Origin of the sequence: Stenotrophomonas maltophilia, from assembly GCF_001676385.1 — a bacterium.
GTDB classification, from domain to species: Bacteria; Pseudomonadota; Gammaproteobacteria; order Xanthomonadales; family Xanthomonadaceae; genus Stenotrophomonas; species Stenotrophomonas maltophilia_J.
Window position 1 is genome coordinate 1 of sequence record NZ_LYVJ01000011.1, and the last position, 16,659, is coordinate 16,659.

Consider the following 16,659-nt stretch of genomic DNA (forward strand, 5'->3'; position numbering starts at 1 on the left):
CGAAACTGCTCTCCATGGACGGCCACATCCAGCGTGGCTTTGCTCACATCGATCCCAATCCCAAACATGGCAGAACTCCGCTAGGCTGACAGGGTCGAGAGCTCCCCCCCGCTTGCCCAGTCTTATCAGTTCGAGCGCCAACTCAACCAACTGTTCGGGCGGTTCAGGGAGAATCCGGCGTGGGGACCCAAGCTACTTCTCGGTCGCAAGACCTGGATCCACACGGTCGCCCACGCCGGGCTCTCGGCACCCAAGGTGCCAGATCGGCAAGAGATAAGATCCATGCCATGCGTGGATAGGCAGCGCGCGTGGTGCCAAGCAAGCTTGGCACCCACCAAAGCCTGTCTCCCGCCCGGCACCCGCGTGTGTACTCCCTGATGAAAAAAACCCGGCGCGTGGCCGGGGCTTTTCGATTCACTTGAACAGCGTATCCGGATATTCCGGCTTCTGTTCCCGCGCCAGCAGCGCGCGCAGGCCCTCTTCCGGCGTCTGTTCGCCGTGCAGCACGGCTCGCACCCCCTCGGAGATCGGCAGGTCGATGCCATGGCGGCGTGCCTGCCGCATCACTTCGTCAGCGGTCTGCACCGACTCGACCACCTGGCCGATCTCGCGCACGGCGTCCTGCAACGACTGGCCACGGCCCAGGGCGAGGCCCAGGCGGCGGTTGCGCGACAGGTCGCCGGTGCAGGTCAGCACCAGATCGCCCAGCCCGGCCAGGCCCATCAGCGTTTCCGGCTTGGCGCCGATCGCCGCGGCCAGGCGCAGCATCTCGTTGAGCCCACGGGTGATCAGGCCGGCACGGGCGTTGAGGCCCAACTGCATGCCGTCGGCTACGCCGGTGGCCACGGCCAGCACGTTCTTCATCGCACCGCCCAGCTCGGCACCGACCATGTCGTCGCCGGTGTAGGCGCGGAACGCCGGGCCATGCATCGCTTCGGCCACCGTCTGCGCGAACCCGGGCACGTCGCCATGCACGGTGATCGCGGTCGGCAGGCCCTGGGTCACTTCCTTGGCGAACGACGGCCCGGTGACGACGGCCAGGGGCACGTCCTCCCCCAGCACTTCGCGCGCCACTTCATGCAGGAAACGGCCCGAACCGGGTTCGAAACCCTTGGTGGCCCACGCCACGCCGGCACCGGCCGGGCGCAGCGGCGCCAGCGCGCGAACGGTTTCGCCGAAGGCGTGCGACGGGGTCACCACCAGGATCCAGGCCGCGTCCTGCACCGCCGACGCCAGGTCGGTGGTGGCACGCAGGCTGTCCGGCAGCGGAATGCCCGGCAGGTAGCGCGGGTTCTCGTGGCGCCGGTCGATGGCCTCGACCACGGCAGCGTCGCGCCCCCACAGCACGGTCGGATGACCGTGCCGTGCAAGCAGGCTGGCCAGCGCGGTTCCCCAGGAACCGGCGCCCAGTACGGCGATCTTGTCAGCGGGAGTGCTCATCCGTGACGTCGCGGCAGGAATCAGGCGTTGCCGGCCGGCTCGGAGTCAGCCAGCGACGGCGCGTCGCCCTGCTCCTGGCGCTGGCGCAGGGTTTCCGCGTACAGGCCTTCGAAGTTGATCGGCTGCAGGAAGAACGGCGGGAAGCCGCCGGCCTGGATCAGGTCGCTGATCAGCTGGCGCACGTACGGGAACAGGATGTTCGGGCACTGGGTGCCGAGCAGCACGTCGATCGACTGCGGATCCAGGCCGACCAGGCCGAACACGCCGGCCTGCTTCACTTCGGCCACATAGGCGGTGCGCTCGCCAGCCTGGCAGGTCAGGGTCACGGCCAGCACCACTTCGAAGGCGTTCTCGCCCAGGCGCTGCACCTGCTGGTTCAGGTTCAGCTGGAGCTCCGGCTGTACCTGGTCGTTGAAGATGGTCGGTGCATTCGGCGACTCGAAGGAAACGTCCTTGACGTAGATCTTCTCGACGGTGAAAGCGGGGCCGGTGGCGGCATCGGCCGGCGCAGCGGCGCCGTTGGTGGTCTCTTCGGACATTTCCAGTAACTCCAGGTGAATGCAATGAAAACGATGATCGAACTACTGCGATGGGGGCGGCATCCGGCCCATACAAGGCCGGATGCGCCACCTGCGGCAATCAGTTGCGGCCCTTGACCAGCGGCAGCTCGGCCTGCTGCCAAGCGGGAATGCCGCCGTCGAGCACATGGACCTTCTCGAAACCGGCTTTCTTCAGCGCCTTGGCGGCGGTTTCCGAGGCATTGCCGCTGCGGCACACCAGCACCACCGGCGACTGCCTGGCGTTGGCCACCAGCTTGTGCTCCGGGCCGAAGGCGCTGGCCTGGGCATTGCGGCTGCCGGCAATGTGGCCCTTCTCGAAGTCACCGCTGGCCGACAGATCGACCACCACCGCGCCGCCCGCGTTCATCAGCTGGGTCAGCTCGGCGGGCTTGATGGCCTTGAAGCCCCGGAACAGGCGGCGGATCTCGGTGACGATGATGGCCACGGTCAGGCCGACCAGGGCCGCGGACAGCATCGGGTTTCGGCCTGCAAAGGCCAGCAACTCTTCGTAATTCACTCAGGTCACGGGTCGATTAAGCGGGCGCCGATTGTCGCACAAGCCACAGGTGGCCCGTCACTGCCCCTTCCACAGGTCCGGCAGGCCAGCGGTCTGCCACCAGCGCTTGGCCTCCGGGTCCCAGCGCCAGCGCTCGACCACCACCACGGTGCGCTCGGCCTGGGTGTTCTGGTTGATCACCCCGATTTCGACCCGGCGCTCGACCACGCCGCCGTCCAGGGCGGCACTGCTGCGCTCGCGGTAGGAAGACACCCGCAGCTGCGCGTAGCGGTTGAGCTCGAACTCGGTGGGCGGCTTGTCCTTGCGCAGCTGGGGATCGAGGTAGCCGATGGCGTCGTCCATGCTGCCCCAGCGGATGGTCGCACCATAGGCGATCTGGGTCTCTTCCAGCAGCTTCCGCTGCTTGCGGCTCAGGTCCTCGGCCGAGGCCACGGCACTGGCCAGCAGCAGGCAACACATCAGGAACGGAATCAGGCGGCGCATCGGTGTCTCCCCAGAACGTCAGCCTGCCATCCTACCCTTTGGCGAAGGCAACGAAGCGACCGCTGAACTCGGCGGCAGGCCGCCCGTCGGCGCCGGGCTGGGTGGCGATGATGCTGATGCGGGCCTTGCGGCGCTGGCGGAAGGTGTTCAGGAACGTCTCCCAGCCGGTGGTTTCGGCCGCTTCGGCGCGTGCGTGCAGGTCTTCATAGACCGGCGCCAGGTAGCGCAGGTTGCTGTCGGCCACATAGACCTCGGCATCGTGGCCGTCCAGGCGCAGGCGCAGGCTGACCAGGGCCCAGCCGGACAGGGTCAGCACCGAGGCCAGGCTGCCGCCGAAGGCGTTGCCCTTGTCGTTGACGTTGGCGGCCAGCGGCGCGGTGATGCGCAGCACGCCATCGGCATAACCGTCGAGGCGGATCTGCATGGCGCGGACCGCCGGCATGCAGTCCAGCACGTCCTGCAGGGCGGCCAACGAGGAGGTGAGGGCATCAACGGACATTCGGAGCAGCAACCACGACAACGAAGGGCCCGCATAATGCAGGCAATGACCGACCATACGATACCCACTGGCGCCGCCGCTTCCGGCGCGGACTGGACCCTCATTTCGCTGCGCCCGCAGGGCCAGCATGCGGGACTGCGCCGTGCCGCTGCGCAGTTCGGTGGGCAGGTGCTGGCGCTGTCTCCGTGGCGGCTGCAACGCCTGCACGGCATGCCTGTGCTGCGCCAGCTGGAACGCGCCCTGGACTGCGACCGGGTGGTGTTCACCAGCCCGGCAGCGGTGGCGGCCGCCGCCTCGCTGCTGTCGTTGGCCGGGGCGCAACGCGGCCCGTGGCTGGCGGTGGGTGAAGGCACCGCGCGGGCACTGCAGGCGCGGGGCATCGCCGACGTCCATGCACCGCAGCGGATGGACAGCGAGGGCCTGCTGGCACTGCCGCTGCTGGCGGACGTGCGCGGCCTGCGCATCGGCCTGGTGACGGCACCCGGTGGCCGCGGCCTGATGGCCGCCCAGCTGCAGGCCGCCGGCGCGACGATCGAACGCGCCGATGTCTACCGGCGTCTCCGGCTGCGCCTGCCGTCACGCACGCTGGCACGCCTGGCCCATGCGCCGCCGCCGTGGGTGCTGGCGGTCAGCAGCGGCGAGGCCCTGCAGCAGTTCTGGCAACAGTTGCCGCCGGCGGTGCGGTACCGCCTGCAGTCAGGCGCCACGGTGGTGGTCGCCAGTGAGCGCCTTGGCGAACAGGCACAGGCCTTGGGCCTGCAGCGCATCGTCCGCAGTGCCGGCCCCACCCCGGTGCAGATGATCACTGCTGCACACGCCACGCTCACCGTCCCGGCAGCGACCTGAACAGGGACGCAGTTCACGCTTGCCGCTGTGGTCGGCAACAGTGATGCTGTGCACAACGCGGCCTGCCGGAACCCGACCGGTACCAACGCCGACAAGGAAGCCTGATGAACGAGACTCCGCCCACGCCCCCACCCCGCCGCCTGCGCTGGCTGCTGCCGCTGGCTGCGGTGGCCGTGCTTGGCGTGGGTGGCTACGCCGGCTGGTACGCCTGGCAGCAACAACAGGATGCGCAGCGGGCACAGGCGCAGACCACCGCCGTCCAGCTGCAGGGGCTGGAGGCCACATTGGACGCACTGCGCCGCGACCAGCGCGCGACCAGCCAGCGCCTGCAGGATGCCGCCGCCACCAACCGCGTGCTGCGCGACGAAATGCTGGGCCTGTCACAGCGCAGTGCGCTGCTGGAGGAAAACCTGGCCAGGCTGGCCGACAGCGCCAACCAGGGACGGCAGGCGGTGCAGCGCGACGAGGCCGAACTGCTGCTGACCCAGGCCGCGCAGCGCCTGAACTACGCCGACGACGTGGAGGGTGCACGCCGCCTGTATGCGCAGGCCGCCACCGCGCTGGCCGACCTGCCTGACAGCGAGGGCCTGAACCTGCGCCAGGCGCTGGTGCAGGAACGCGATGCACTGGATGCACTCGGCCCCGGCCCCCGCATGCAGTCGCTGCAGCGCCTGGACGCGCTGGCCAGGGCGCTGCAGGGACTGCCTGCGCAGGTCACCGGCACCACCGGCAGCAGTGCCGCCAAGCCCTGGTGGCAAGCCACGCTGGCGCCGTTCGTGGATATCACTCCCAGCCGCCAGAACGGCCTGCTGACCGCGGCCGAACGTCGCAATGCCGACGACGCGCTGCAGCTGGAACTGACACTGGCGCGCGCCGCGATTGAACGCGGCGACCGCGCCGGCCGCGATACCGCGCTGGCACGCGTGGACCATTGGGCCCAGCGCCGCTGGCCGGATTCACCGGCCCTGCGCGCGCAACGTGCTGAACTGAACGCATTGCGCGGACTGCCGCTGCAGGCCAGCAACCCGGTTCTTGGCAGCACCCTGCAGCAACTGCGTACCCAGACCGACCGGAGATAGACCCGCATGAAACCCTTGCAATCGCTGGTCGTGCTGTTGCTGGCCGTGGCCATCGGCGTGGTCGCGGCGCAATGGCTCGGCGCCGATGACCTCAACCGCTTCGGCGAAGTGATCCTGCGCTACGGCGGCTACGACTACCACAGCAATCTGCCGAAGGTGGCGCTGCTGGCGGTGATCGCGGTCCTGGTGCTGTGGCTGCTGTGGAGCCTGATCGCAGCGCCGTTCCGCGCATGGGGCCGCTACCGCCGCAAGCAGGGCCGGGTGCGCCTGATCGACGGCCTGCAGGCCTACGAGCACGGCCAGTGGCAACGCGCGGAGAAACTGCTGGATGGCGCCGCCAAGGACCCGGAAGTGAGCGCGGTGGCGCTGGCCAACGCGGTGCGCAGCGCGCAGGCACGGGCCGACGGCCCCGCCGGTGAAGCGCTGCTGCAGCGCCTGGGCGAGAGCGATGCCACCCTGCAGGCGCTGCTGCGCGCCGAACAACTGCTGGCCCGCGACCTGCCGGTGGATGCGATCAACGTACTGGATGTGGCCGCGATCCAGCCGCTGCCGCCGCGGGGCCTGTGGCTGCGCACCGAAGCACTGGCACGCGCCGGACGCGCCCATGAGGCTTACGGCCAGCTGGGCGCGCTGCGCCAGAGCAAGGTGCTGCCGACCGAAGCCAACAGCGAACTGGAAGCACGACTGGCCGCGCAGGCGCTGCTCGAAGCAGCCGACGTCAACGCATTGGCCGCGCAGTGGGAGGCCACGCCAAAGGCGCTGCGGCCGGCCCCGGACGTGGTCGCTGCTTACGCCAGCCGTGCAGTGGCCCTGGACTGGCACGAACCTGCACTGCTTGCTCTCGAACAGGCACTGGACCAGCGCTGGGATGAGGAACTGGTAGCGCTCTATGGACAGCTGCCGGCCGAGCGCCTGGCGACCCGCCAGGCCAACCTGCAACGCTGGCGCAGCGTGCACGATGGCTCGCCCGCGCTGCGCCTGGCCCAGGGCCGCGTAGCGCTGGCACAGCAGCAGTGGGATGCCGCTGCTGCGCTCCTGCATGAGGCGATCGCGGCTGGTGCCGGCGCGCCCGCGTGGGAAGCGTTGGGTGGGTTGTTCGCGCGGCAAGGCGAGCATGCCCTGGCCGCGCAGTGCCTGGCCAATGCGCTGCGCCTGCAGCGTGGCGAGGACAGCGTGGAGCTGGTGCGCGGCGCTGGCGATCCGCTGCGGGCGACCGTAGAAGAACAGCCCATCGCGGCGCAGCGGCCCATCCATGACGCCAACGAAGAGCGCGACGAATTCGGCAACCCGCGGTTGCCGTGATCGTGGCTGATGCGTGCCGGCCAACGGTCGGCACGCACCGGAGCAAGAAAAAACGCCGCCCACTGGGCGGCGTTTTCATGTGCGGGACCCGGTAGTCGCCAACCTCGGCTGGCGTGCCGTTGCAGCGATCAGCGTTCGACGATCGCCACTACGCCCATGCCGCCGGCGGTGCAGATCGACACCAGCGCGCGGCCACCGCCGCGTTCGGCCAGCTGCTTGGCGGCGGTGGCGATCACGCGTGCGCCGGTGGCGGCAAACGGATGGCCGGTGGCCAGCGACGAGCCCAGCAGGTTGATCTTGTCCGGGTCGATGCGGCCCAGCGGCGCATCCAGGCCCAGGCGGTTGCGGCAGTAATCCTCGCTCTCCCACGCGCGCAGGGTGCACAGCACCTGTGCGGCAAAGGCTTCGTGGATCTCGTAGATGTCGAAGTCCTGCAGGGTCAGGCCGTTGCGCTTGAGCATCTCCGGCACGGCGATGGTCGGTGCCATCAGCAGGCCCTCGCCATGCACGAAGTCCACGGCCGCCACGTGCGCGTCGCGCAGGTAGGCCTGCGGCTCGTGGCCGTGCGCACGTGCCCACTCCTCGCTGGCCAGCAGCACCGCGGCAGCACCGTCGGTCAGCGGGGTGGAGTTGGCGGCGGTCAGCGTGCCGCGGCCGGAGGTCCTGTCGAACGCCGGCTTCAGCGTGGCCAGCTTTTCCAGCGAGGTATCCGGGCGCAGGATGTTGTCACGCTCGACGCCACGGAACGGTGCGATCAGGTCGTTGAAGAAGCCGCGCTCGTAGGCGGCAGCCAGCTTCCTGTGCGACGACACCGCCCACTCGTCCTGCGAGTCGCGCGAGATGTTCCATTCCTTGGCCATGTCCTCGCAGTGGTCGCCCATGCTCTTGCCGGTGCGCGGCTCGGCCACGCCCGGGAACTCGGGCTTGAGCTCGGAGAACTTGAAGCCGGAGGTCAGCGCGCGGATCTTGTCGCCGGTGCTCTTGGCACGGTTGGCGGCCAGCAGGCGCGCACGCAGCTTCTTGCCGTAGACGATCGGCACGTCGGAGGTGGTGTCCGAACCGCCACCGATGCCCGATTCGATCTGGCCCAGCGCGATCTTGTTGGCGACGGTGATGATGCTGTCCAGCGAGGTGCCGCAGGCGCGCTGCAGGGTGATGCCGGGGGTCAGCGGCGACAGGCCGGAGGACAGCGTCGCTTCACGGCCCAGGTTCCAGTCGCTGGAGTGCTTGATCACCGCACCCATCGCCACTTCGCCCAACTGCTGGCCGTGCAGGCCGAACCGTTCGACCAGCGCGCCCAGCGTACGGACCGACATGCCGAGGTTGCCGACATCCGAATACGCGGTGTTCTGGCGGCAGAACGGAATGCGGACGCCACCGAGGATGGCGACGGGACGAGCGTTGGGCATGGAGATACCTGGCATGGATGAGGGTGTCTGCAACATGGCCTGCACGGCGGAGCAGGCATAATGGTGCCAAGTGTAGCTGCCGCCCTGTGACGGGCCAACCGTGGAACCATGAGCAAACCCGACCCCGCGATGAATGCCCTTGGCGTGCTGGCCTTGGAACTGGCTGGCGGCGAAATCCCCCGCCAGGCGGTGCTCAGCGCCGAACAGGCCGGTGAACTGGCCGAGCGCGTTGGTCGCGACCTGGCGAAGCTGGTACCGCAGGCGGCCGGGCTCGACCTGGTGTTCGCTGCGGCCCATTTCGATCCGGCCGAGGTGCTGCGCCCGGGCTGGCCGATCCACCGCCGCCTGGAAGAGCTGCAGATGCGTGCGCCGGGCCGCAACCAGGGCCCGCGCCTGCTGGCATTCGGTACCGACGCCAACGGTGACGTGCCGTTGCCGTTCCAGGCCGACGCCAGCCTGGTGGGCGGCAGCCTGCGCGTGGTGCCGTTCCTGCTGACCGGCAGCGACGTGGCCACCACCCATGCGGTGGCCAATGCGCTGGAAGAAACACTGCTGGCCAACGGCATGGCGCATGCCGACACCGCACTGATGGCGCAGAACGCGTTCGGTGCCCGTATAGAGCATGCGCGCTATTTCACCGTGAACGACCTGGCCGCGATGATGTCGATGCAGTACGACAACCAGGGCCTGGCCGCGCTGTGGCCGCTGATCGAGACTGCGATCATGGCGCCGGGCGAGGACGAGTGGCTCAACGCCGCGCCCGAGCCGCTGCTGCGCTATACGCAGGGCGAAGCACGCATGGCGCTGTTCGACCCGGCCGGCTGGTGTGCGCACTACAACCACAGCAAGAACGACTGCGACCGCCTGAAGGGCATCTATGAGCAGTTCCTGATGCGCCAGCGACAGATGGCGGCGGTGCTGGAAGCACACGGGGTACCGGTGCTGTTCGTGCACTGCGAGGCCGGGCAGGACGCACGCGAACTGCTGGCGCGCTGACAGGAAACGGCGGCCGCCGCGTGCTGCAGGAAGAGCAGCCGAGGGTGGGCTCGGCTCTACAGGACGCAGTGCAGGGAAAAACGCCGGCTTGCGCCGGCGTTTTCTGCTTCTTACGGGGCCTTCTGGATCACCGCGCAGGCCAGGCGTGCACCGGCGTTGCCGGTCGGCTGGGTCTTGTAGTCGTCCGCATCGGCGTGGACGATCAGGCCGCGGCCGATGATGTCGAAGTCGTCGCCCTTGCCGATGTTGACGTTGCTCGACACCGGGCCGTCAATGGTGGCCACGCCCTTGTCGTCGGCCTTGATGTTGGGCATGTCGCCGCCGTGGTGCGGATCGGTGGCGACGTTGCCGTGATCCTGCTTGCCCGGGTTGAAGTGGCCGCCGGCGCTCATGCCGTCCGGCGCGCTGCAGTCGCCCTTCTCGTGGATGTGGAAGCCGTGCTCGCTGCCCGGCTTCAGGCCGCTGATCTGGCCGGTCACGTGGACCTTGCCATCAACCACCTTGAAGGTGACGCTGCCCCTGGTCTGGTTGCCCTGGGTCGGTGCCAGTTCGGCCGTTGCCGAAGCATCGGCAGCCGGTGCGGCGGCCGGTTCCGCCGTTGCCGCCGGTTCGGCAGTGGTGCCCTCGGCCGGGGCGGCCGGCGGGGTTTCAGCCTGCGGTGCGGCCGGTTGCTGGTTGCAGGCCGCCAGGCCCAGTGCGGCGATGGCCGCAAACAGCGAAGTGTGGATCAGACGCATTGGAATCTCTCCCTCGATGATGCCTGCAGTGAAGTGATCAGCGGACGACCCGGATCACGCCACAGGCGATGCGGACGCCGGCGTTGCCGGCGGGCTGGCTGCGATAGTCATCGGCGTTGGCGTGCACGACCAGTGCACGTCCGGCGATATCGGTGGCGGCGCCTCCGCCCAGGGTAACGCCCTTGAGGTGGATATCGACGTTGGCGCGGCCCTGGGCGTCGGCACGCAGGTTGTCCATGTCGCCCAGGTGGTGCTGGCCGGTGCCGGCGCGGCCATGCGCGGCGCCACCGGGGTTGAAATGGTTGCCGGCGCTGCTGGCGTCCACTGCGCTGCAGTCGCCGCGCTCGTGGATATGGAAGCCGGCCTGCTGCATCGGCTGCAGGCCACCGACCAGGCCGGTGATGTGGATGCCACCCGGCTCCGCCATCAGCGCGATGCGGCCACTGACGAGGCTGGCCGAGGCCGGCGAAAGGTTGGCCTCGCCCTGCTTCGCTGCGCTGACCACGGCCGGCGGCGGCGGGGTGGGCTCGGCCTTCTTCGGCGCGCTGCCACAGGCAGACAGCAGCACGGCGGCGGACAACGGCAGGATGGCATGGGACAGGCGCATCGAAGACTCCTTGCAGGTGACACTAGGCGTTGCATCGTCCATGAACGATCAACAGTTCGGCAAGCGGGCGCGAGGACCGCGTGCAGGGGCCGTTCAATGGCCCCCGCGGCGGCGCCCGGCGCCCAGTTTGCGGGTCAGGGTATTGCGGCCCAGGCCCAACCGGGCGGCGGCTTCGGCGCGGCGGCCATGGGTGATCTGCAGCGCGGCCTCCAGCAGTGCATGGTCGACCCGCTCGCGCACATGCGCATGCAACCCTTCCACCCCCTCGGCCAGCTGCCGGCGCGCCCATTCCGACAGCATCGCTTCCCATTGTCCCGGGTCGCTGCCCGCTACGCTGCCGCGGCGGCTGCGCGCACGGTTGAGCGCGGTATCGACGTCGGCCACGCCGATGGTGTCAGCCGCCGCCAGCGCGGCCATGCGCCAGCACACGTTCTCCAGTTCCCGCACGTTGCCCGGCCAGTCATGTTCGCGCAACGCCTGCAACGCAGCGGCGGTCAAGCGCTTCGGCGGTGTGTCCAGCCTGCGCGCGGCGGCGGCCAGGAAGGTGTTGGCCAGCTGCGCGATGTCTTCGCGGCGCTCGCGCAGTGGCGGCAACTGCAGCCGTACCACGTCCAGGCGATGCAGCAGATCGGCACGGAAGCGGCCCTGCGCGACCAGCCCTTCCAGGTCCTGGTGGGTGGCGGCGACCACGCGCACATCCACACGGATCAGCTCGCGGCCACCGACGCGGAAGAACTCACCCTGGGCCAGGACCCGCAGCAGGCGGGTCTGCAGCGGCAGCGGCATGTCGCCGATCTCGTCCAGGAACAGCGTGCCGCCGTCAGCCTGCTCGAAACGGCCGATGTGGCGGCGCTGCGCGCCGGTGAAGGCACCCGCTTCATGGCCGAACAATTCGCTTTCCAGCAGCTCGGCGGGGATCGCAGCGGTGTTGAGTGCGACGAAAGGACCGTGCGCGCGCGGTGATTCGCGGTGCAGTGCATTGGCCACCAGTTCCTTGCCGGTGCCGGTCTCGCCGGTGATCAGCACCGCCAGCGGCGCCTGCGCCAGGCGACCGATGGCGCGGAACAGCGCGCGCATCGGCGGCGTGTCGCCGACCAGTTGCGGTGGCAGGTCACTGGCGGCTTCCACGGCCGGCAGGGGAGCGGCCAGCGCGGGCGCCACGGCCGGCAGCACGCGCTGCGCCAGCGCCACTGCATCGTCCAGGTCGAACGGCTTGGACAGGAACTCATGCGCACCGCCGCGGAACGCACCGGCGGTACTGGCCACATCGGTATAGGCCGACATCACCACCACCGGCAACTGCGGCAGGGCAGCCTTGAGCTTGTCCATCAGCACCAGTCCGTCATCGCCGGGCATGCGCACGTCGGTGAACAGCAGGGCCGGCGGCGGGCCGTCATCCAACGCCTGCAACGCGGGGGCGGCACTGTCGAAATCGACGACCTCATAGCCCGCCTCGCGCAGTGCGGTGCACAGCACGAAACGCACGGCGCGATCATCGTCGACCACCCAGATGCGCTGTGCGGGAACGGAAGTGTCAGCCATCGCGGGAGGGCTCCTCGACCGGGGCGGCGCCGTTGCCGATCGGCAGCAGCAGGGTGAACACGGTATGCCCGGGGCGCGAGCGGTAAGTCAGCGTGCCGCGATGCTCGCGCGCCACCTGCTGGGCCAGCGCCAGGCCCAGGCCGGTGCCTTCGGCGCGGCCACTGACCAGCGGCAGGAACAGGTGTTCGGCCAGCTCTTCCGGCACGCCGCGGCCGTCGTCGGCGATCTCCAGGCGCAGGGCCAGCGTGTGCAGTTGTTCGGCAATGCGCACGCCATGTTCCACGCGGGTACGCAGCGTGATGGCGCCGGCGCCGGCCTGGATCGCGTTGCGCACCAGGTTCCATACCGCCTGGGTGAGGCGATCGGCATCGCCATGGAATTCGGGAATGCTGGGGTCGTAATCGCGTTGCAGGCGCACCGCCCAGCCGGCCTCGTTCTCGGCCAGGCGCAGCACGCGCTCCAGCGCGGCATGGATGTTCAGTTCGGCATGCGGCGCAGCCGGGGCCGGCGACAGCAGCTGGTCGAGCAGGCCGTTGAGGCGCTCGATTTCCGAACCGATCAGCTCGATCAGTTCGCGTTCGCTGGCATCACGCTGGGTGGCGCGCCGGGCCAGCAGCTGGGCCGCCCCCTTCAGTCCGGCCAGCGGATTGCGCAGCTCGTGCGCCAGTCCCTTCAGCGCCGCACTGAGCGCGCTGGGCAGGGCCTGGGTCGGGTCGAGCCCGGGGAACTCATCGACCGGATGCGCCTCCAGCAGCCAGCCGCCATCGTCGCGGCGGCTCATCCAGCCCTCGGCGAAACGCGGCGCCTCGCCGGGCACCGCCAGCGCCAGCCGGTTCAGGCGCAGGCTGTCGCGCTCATCACGAGCGAGGAAATGGGCCAGCGCCTCGCCCTGCACCTCCAGCGCGGCCAGCGGCTGGCCGAGCAGGCGGCGGCCACTGACACCCAGCCAGCGCGCGAACGCCGGATTGCAGCCGGCGATGCGGCCGTCGGCGCCTGACCAGGCCAGCGGCGTGCCGAGGGCATCGAGGGTCGGCGGAGGTACGGGGTCGGACATTGCACCAATGTAGTGCAAAACGCGCGGCTCCGGGTCAGAGCCCTTTCCTGGCGAAATGGACGGTTTGCCAAAGTTTGTGCTTTTAGAACCAACTTTGGTGAACTGGATAGGTACGAACTATGACGAATGGCTCATTCAGCCTGGCTCTCGCTCCTGGCACACAAATCGGTAGAAGTCATTCCAGTCTAATCTGGGCATAGTCATTGGTTACATACGCTGCTTAGCAAGCATCGGGGAGTGGGGCAGATTTGGCACGTCAGTGAGACCGGCTAGCCTCTACGACAAGCCGACGTCTCCCTTGATCCAACTAGGCCAGAAAATCTGCGCCATGCGACGGATATGTCGGCCACCGCCCAAGCCGCAACCGCTAGCCGAGATGCACCTTCAATCGATCCTCCGATGATGAGCCTTGATGATCGCACAGCGGCCTTGCACGTCGTAATGAAGGCCGGGTACCCTTTTTGTAATGGACGTCTACAGGGGGCGTACAGCAAGGAGCAGGATGAGCGTCGAAAGTGCGCGTGTGGTGAAGTTCATCGTTCACCGAGTAGGCAACCGCATTCGGGAAGAAGGGACGCGGCTGTCAAGCGATGCCATTGACGCCGGTCCGGACGTTAACGCGATTCTGGTTGACAACTACCTCAGGGGCACCCAAGAGGGGGGCGAGCGCTACGCGTTCACCCATGAATCCACGCTCGACCTCAACGACGTGAGGCGCTTTGCAGCTGACGCTCTCGCCGACGATGAAAATTTCGTCGAGAGCTCCAAGGCCATCGCCCGTCATCTCTACAGCAAATCTACGCATCCAGGCGTAGCCGGTGGCGACCTCTTCGTCGTTCTTTTCGAATTGCGAGGGGGTCTGAATGATGGTGGTCGAGTGCTAGGCCTGTTCAAAACAGAGGTGACCGAGCGGTTCCTCGTGGTCGACGACGCGACCACCGATCTCTCCATCACAGGACTTTCTGGGATAGATCCGCGCCAGCTACAGAAGGCCGCACTCGTATTTGACCACGATGGAACGGTTGTCGCTTTGGAGCGGGGCAAATCGCGGACACGGTACTGGCTTGAGGACTTCCTGAAGGTGGCCCCCATCCAAAGCGACCAGGGCGTCGCTACCTTTGTTAGCAGTATTGCCAAGCTGGCAAGTACGGAGCTCAAGGATCCGTCTGCGCAGGTGGCTTTTAAGGCATGCCTTGCCGCCCAACTTACTCCCGGAGCAACGCCTAGTGTTGTTGATCTTCTCGACTTAAGCGCCAGTTTCGTCGGCCAGGACTCAATCGAGGATATGGCCGAAAGAATTGAGACTGAACTTGGATACAAGGTTGACCGTGAGACCATAGCGGACGTCCGGCAGATAAGACGTTCGTTGAACGCGACGCTTCGCAGCACGCCCATCTCACCCGGTGTCGACCTTGTCTTCTCGAAAGGCGTGACTCCTTCGTCCATTGAGATCAGCCAACCGGATGGCACAGATGCAATCCATATTGTCATCAAACTAGAAGGATCACGATGAGCGGCGAGCAATCCAAAAAGTCCGGAGAGTATGGCGAGAAGCTCGCCGAGTCATTTCTGAAGGCCATCGGATGGCACCAGGACTTGAAAGCTCTGACTATTCCGTGCACTGACGGCAACCACACTGGGTCCGGCGGAAATCAGCGGAACACTCATGGCGACGACCGAGTGTTCATCTACAACAATCCGTTTTATGAAAGCCGGACTGACGTTGTCCACGTCACTGTAAAGAACAATATCGGCGGCTATTCAGAGAAGGATAGCGACCTGAAGACTGCGCTCAAAGGCTTTGTTCTCGAGGCGAACGAGATCATCGCCTGCGCTCAGTACGACACCTCCATCCACGAGCTCGTTACTGCGTTTGCCGGCCGTAGGCGTCACGAGCACAGCAGCCTACTCATCTGGACCAGCTCGCACAACGACTCCTTTGATCGAGACATACTAGGAGCGTGTGCTACGGTTCGCGCGCTTGATGAAGCCTGCATTTACAATGTCTATCTTGTCGACGGCGCACGCATCAACTTCATTCTTAGCGCGCTCGACCATGTTGGTCGTGAGCAGAACGCCACACACCGCTTTTATTTCCCTGATACGGGCTTAGTCAACAAGAGCGATGAGCGACATGGAAGATTTCTGCCCCTGGAGCTAGTTGTCGCCGACATGCTGCCCCTAAAGGTCTCGACATCTGAAGGTGAGCGACTCCACCTCTATGTCAGGCAGAACTTTGATGAGGAGGCGTACACCCGCTCCATCGCACTTGCACTTTCGCTGACTGGGGGGTGGGGCCAAGCGGTTCGCATTGGCTTCCCGGACTACAACGCTGCGCAACATGAACGGATCGCGGCAAAGGCAAAGCTGCCTTTTGACAACCGACAGGCCGATATTTCGGCCTTCTGCTATGTTCGCTCCAATCTCAACGCGCTGGAGAACGCCTAATGCTTGACGGACCTAATAAAGTCGATATCTCGACTTGGCTTCCCTTCGGCGAACAGTTGCGCGTGCTTCTCTCAGGGGATCGCATCTCGACAGGTGACCTTACCGCCCTGGCCCGCAGGAAGGGGCTCTTTGTCGCCAATCCTGAACGCACCCAGCTCATCCAATTTCTCTCAACGACGCTCCTCCAACCCTTCGAGATTGGAAAGCTGCTCGACGACAGCGTGTCCCGTGAGTCCAAACCCAAGGCGCAGCCCCAGAAGGTCACATTGACCGCAGCGGATGCGCGCTGGCAGGCCGTTATTGAAGGCCTCAAGGAAGACTTTGTCACGGTGGCAGGTATCGAGCGCATCCCCGGGGTGTCGTTCGCCCGTGAGCCGTCGATACAGAGGTCCGACCGCAATCATCTCGTCGTTTCTTATGAGATCAGACGGGAGGACTACAGCCGAGATCTTCTGCATAGAGAACTTTTTTTCACGGCGGATATCTCCATCCGCCAAGATGCAGGCTCACTGGTTCTCGATGTTCTGTCCACACATACAGCGAAAGAAACCGACCGCATCAATGACCTCATAATCACCCATGTAACGCGCGAACTCAGAGCCGCTGGCATTTCAAAAGACGAAGCGCCCGTGAAGATCAGGCTGGGTTCTTTTGATGGGCACAACCATGTCACGTTCTTACTGCGGTTGGCCGGTCCTGGCACCGTTGGTAAAGACCCGGGCCAGATTGTGGATCTGACCCTCAAACCCAATGGTGCGCGGGCAAACACTGAACTACCTCCAGAGCTCAAACTTCTCGAGGGCTCAATACGTAACATGCGGATGGACGGCGACAAGCTCAATGAAATTAGCCTGCTCGCCGACGAGCAATACCACGGCTCGTTTCTGATGACGCGCATTTCCGTAGACCATACGTATGAGGTCGACGGCATCACTGGGAAATGCTCCGTCATCTACTACTTCCAGATAGCACGAGGAAGCCAGGACGTCGCCATTGCGCCGTTCTCGTTTAGCATTGAAAACATCTCTGTTACAGGCAAGCGCAAGTCGGAGCGGCAACCGCAGGCCAAGAAGGAGCTTAGTTCGGCAATCCTCGCGGCAGTGGATAGACACTTCACAACCCTTCGTTCGCTCTAAACGG

At 66.5% G+C, this 16,659-nt stretch carries 17 protein-coding genes; 7 read left to right on the plus strand and 10 right to left on the minus strand.

Going from position 1 to position 16,659, the window contains the following annotated elements; genetic code table 11:
- Positions 1-414 precede the first annotated feature (414 nt).
- The 5 genes from A9K58_RS14410 to A9K58_RS14430 form a co-directional block, all read right to left on the minus strand.
- Entirely contained in the window at positions 415-1,440 is a 1,026-nt protein-coding gene (locus A9K58_RS14410) for an NAD(P)H-dependent glycerol-3-phosphate dehydrogenase (RefSeq protein WP_065199991.1), read from the minus strand.
- Between the two features lie 20 nt (positions 1,441-1,460).
- A complete protein-coding gene (gene secB / locus A9K58_RS14415) occupies positions 1,461-1,979 on the minus strand; it encodes a protein-export chaperone SecB (RefSeq protein ID WP_065199992.1) in 519 nt (172 codons plus the stop codon).
- Positions 1,980-2,079: 100 nt separating this feature from the next.
- Positions 2,080-2,517, minus strand: coding sequence for a rhodanese-like domain-containing protein (locus tag A9K58_RS14420; protein WP_065199993.1), 438 nt, complete (start codon positions 2,515-2,517; stop codon positions 2,080-2,082).
- 57 nt (positions 2,518-2,574) lie between these two features.
- The gene (locus tag A9K58_RS14425; RefSeq protein ID WP_065199994.1) at positions 2,575-3,000 is read right to left on the minus strand and encodes a hypothetical protein; all 426 of its coding nucleotides are present in this window, start codon (positions 2,998-3,000) and stop codon (positions 2,575-2,577) included.
- 31 nt (positions 3,001-3,031) lie between these two features.
- The gene (locus A9K58_RS14430) at positions 3,032-3,499 is read right to left on the minus strand and encodes a YiiD C-terminal domain-containing protein (RefSeq protein WP_065199995.1); all 468 of its coding nucleotides are present in this window, start codon (positions 3,497-3,499) and stop codon (positions 3,032-3,034) included.
- Positions 3,500-3,535: 36 nt separating this feature from the next.
- On the opposite strand from A9K58_RS14430, the gene A9K58_RS14435 reads away from it, so the two are divergent.
- The 3 genes from A9K58_RS14435 to A9K58_RS14445 all read left to right on the plus strand — a co-directional run bounded on the left by A9K58_RS14435 (position 3,536) and on the right by A9K58_RS14445 (position 6,726).
- Positions 3,536-4,345: a uroporphyrinogen-III synthase gene (locus tag A9K58_RS14435; RefSeq protein WP_065199996.1), complete on the plus strand. Its 810-nt coding sequence runs from the start codon at positions 3,536-3,538 to the stop codon at positions 4,343-4,345.
- 104 nt (positions 4,346-4,449) lie between these two features.
- Positions 4,450-5,424: a uroporphyrinogen-III C-methyltransferase gene (locus A9K58_RS14440; protein ID WP_065199997.1), complete on the plus strand. Its 975-nt coding sequence runs from the start codon at positions 4,450-4,452 to the stop codon at positions 5,422-5,424.
- Positions 5,425-5,430: 6 nt separating this feature from the next.
- Positions 5,431-6,726: a heme biosynthesis HemY N-terminal domain-containing protein gene (locus tag A9K58_RS14445; protein ID WP_065199998.1), complete on the plus strand. Its 1,296-nt coding sequence runs from the start codon at positions 5,431-5,433 to the stop codon at positions 6,724-6,726.
- 128 nt (positions 6,727-6,854) lie between these two features.
- Here A9K58_RS14445 and A9K58_RS14450 read toward each other — a convergent pair whose 3' ends face one another.
- On the minus strand, positions 6,855-8,150 hold the full coding sequence (locus A9K58_RS14450; protein WP_155760499.1) for an acetyl-CoA C-acetyltransferase: 1,296 nt from the start codon (positions 8,148-8,150) through the stop codon (positions 6,855-6,857).
- Between the two features lie 93 nt (positions 8,151-8,243).
- Between A9K58_RS14450 and A9K58_RS14455 the strand changes: the two genes are divergently transcribed.
- Complete coding sequence (locus A9K58_RS14455) at positions 8,244-9,131, plus strand: hypothetical protein (RefSeq protein ID WP_065200000.1); 888 nt, start codon at positions 8,244-8,246, stop codon at positions 9,129-9,131.
- Positions 9,132-9,241: 110 nt separating this feature from the next.
- Here the strand turns inward: A9K58_RS14455 and A9K58_RS14460 are convergent, their stop codons facing one another.
- The 4 genes from A9K58_RS14460 to A9K58_RS14475 form a co-directional block, all read right to left on the minus strand.
- Entirely contained in the window at positions 9,242-9,868 is a 627-nt protein-coding gene (locus A9K58_RS14460) for a superoxide dismutase family protein (RefSeq protein WP_065200001.1), read from the minus strand.
- 37 nt (positions 9,869-9,905) lie between these two features.
- Positions 9,906-10,475, minus strand: a complete 570-nt coding sequence (locus A9K58_RS14465) for a superoxide dismutase family protein (RefSeq protein WP_065200002.1) — start codon at positions 10,473-10,475, stop codon at positions 9,906-9,908.
- Positions 10,476-10,568: 93 nt separating this feature from the next.
- Positions 10,569-12,017, minus strand: a complete 1,449-nt coding sequence (ntrC, locus tag A9K58_RS14470; protein ID WP_065200003.1) for a nitrogen regulation protein NR(I) — start codon at positions 12,015-12,017, stop codon at positions 10,569-10,571.
- Entirely contained in the window at positions 12,010-13,071 is a 1,062-nt protein-coding gene (locus tag A9K58_RS14475; protein ID WP_065200004.1) for a two-component system sensor histidine kinase NtrB, read from the minus strand. The genes ntrC and A9K58_RS14475 overlap by 8 nt, the downstream gene beginning before the upstream one ends.
- Positions 13,072-13,573: 502 nt before the next feature.
- Here A9K58_RS14475 and A9K58_RS14480 point away from each other — a divergent pair.
- Genes A9K58_RS14480 through A9K58_RS14490 form a run of 3 tightly spaced genes read left to right on the plus strand, consistent with a single transcriptional unit; the run spans position 13,574 to position 16,655 of the window.
- The gene (locus A9K58_RS14480) at positions 13,574-14,584 is read left to right on the plus strand and encodes a nucleoid-associated protein (RefSeq protein ID WP_196769201.1); all 1,011 of its coding nucleotides are present in this window, start codon (positions 13,574-13,576) and stop codon (positions 14,582-14,584) included.
- A complete protein-coding gene (locus A9K58_RS14485; RefSeq protein ID WP_065200006.1) occupies positions 14,581-15,519 on the plus strand; it encodes a PD-(D/E)XK nuclease domain-containing protein in 939 nt (312 codons plus the stop codon). The genes A9K58_RS14480 and A9K58_RS14485 overlap by 4 nt, the downstream gene beginning before the upstream one ends.
- The gene (locus A9K58_RS14490) at positions 15,519-16,655 is read left to right on the plus strand and encodes a hypothetical protein (RefSeq protein ID WP_065200007.1); all 1,137 of its coding nucleotides are present in this window, start codon (positions 15,519-15,521) and stop codon (positions 16,653-16,655) included. The genes A9K58_RS14485 and A9K58_RS14490 overlap by 1 nt, the downstream gene beginning before the upstream one ends.
- The last annotated feature ends 4 nt before the right edge of the window (positions 16,656-16,659 follow it).

Coding starts and splice junctions, on each gene's coding strand:
- A9K58_RS14410 (WP_065199991.1), bottom strand. CDS start 1,440: ATGAGCACTCCCGCTGACAAGATCGCCGTACTGGGCGCCGGTTCCTGG.
- secB (WP_065199992.1), bottom strand. CDS start 1,979: ATGTCCGAAGAGACCACCAACGGCGCCGCTGCGCCGGCCGATGCCGCC.
- A9K58_RS14425 (WP_065199994.1), bottom strand. CDS start 3,000: ATGCGCCGCCTGATTCCGTTCCTGATGTGTTGCCTGCTGCTGGCCAGT.
- A9K58_RS14430 (WP_065199995.1), bottom strand. CDS start 3,499: ATGTCCGTTGATGCCCTCACCTCCTCGTTGGCCGCCCTGCAGGACGTG.
- A9K58_RS14435 (WP_065199996.1), top strand. CDS start 3,536: ATGCAGGCAATGACCGACCATACGATACCCACTGGCGCCGCCGCTTCC.
- A9K58_RS14440 (WP_065199997.1), top strand. CDS start 4,450: ATGAACGAGACTCCGCCCACGCCCCCACCCCGCCGCCTGCGCTGGCTG.
- A9K58_RS14445 (WP_065199998.1), top strand. CDS start 5,431: ATGAAACCCTTGCAATCGCTGGTCGTGCTGTTGCTGGCCGTGGCCATC.
- A9K58_RS14450 (WP_155760499.1), bottom strand. CDS start 8,150: ATGCCAGGTATCTCCATGCCCAACGCTCGTCCCGTCGCCATCCTCGGT.
- A9K58_RS14455 (WP_065200000.1), top strand. CDS start 8,244: ATGAGCAAACCCGACCCCGCGATGAATGCCCTTGGCGTGCTGGCCTTG.
- A9K58_RS14460 (WP_065200001.1), bottom strand. CDS start 9,868: ATGCGTCTGATCCACACTTCGCTGTTTGCGGCCATCGCCGCACTGGGC.
- A9K58_RS14465 (WP_065200002.1), bottom strand. CDS start 10,475: ATGCGCCTGTCCCATGCCATCCTGCCGTTGTCCGCCGCCGTGCTGCTG.
- ntrC (WP_065200003.1), bottom strand. CDS start 12,017: ATGGCTGACACTTCCGTTCCCGCACAGCGCATCTGGGTGGTCGACGAT.
- A9K58_RS14475 (WP_065200004.1), bottom strand. CDS start 13,071: ATGTCCGACCCCGTACCTCCGCCGACCCTCGATGCCCTCGGCACGCCG.
- A9K58_RS14480 (WP_196769201.1), top strand. CDS start 13,574: ATGAGCGTCGAAAGTGCGCGTGTGGTGAAGTTCATCGTTCACCGAGTA.
- A9K58_RS14485 (WP_065200006.1), top strand. CDS start 14,581: ATGAGCGGCGAGCAATCCAAAAAGTCCGGAGAGTATGGCGAGAAGCTC.
- A9K58_RS14490 (WP_065200007.1), top strand. CDS start 15,519: ATGCTTGACGGACCTAATAAAGTCGATATCTCGACTTGGCTTCCCTTC.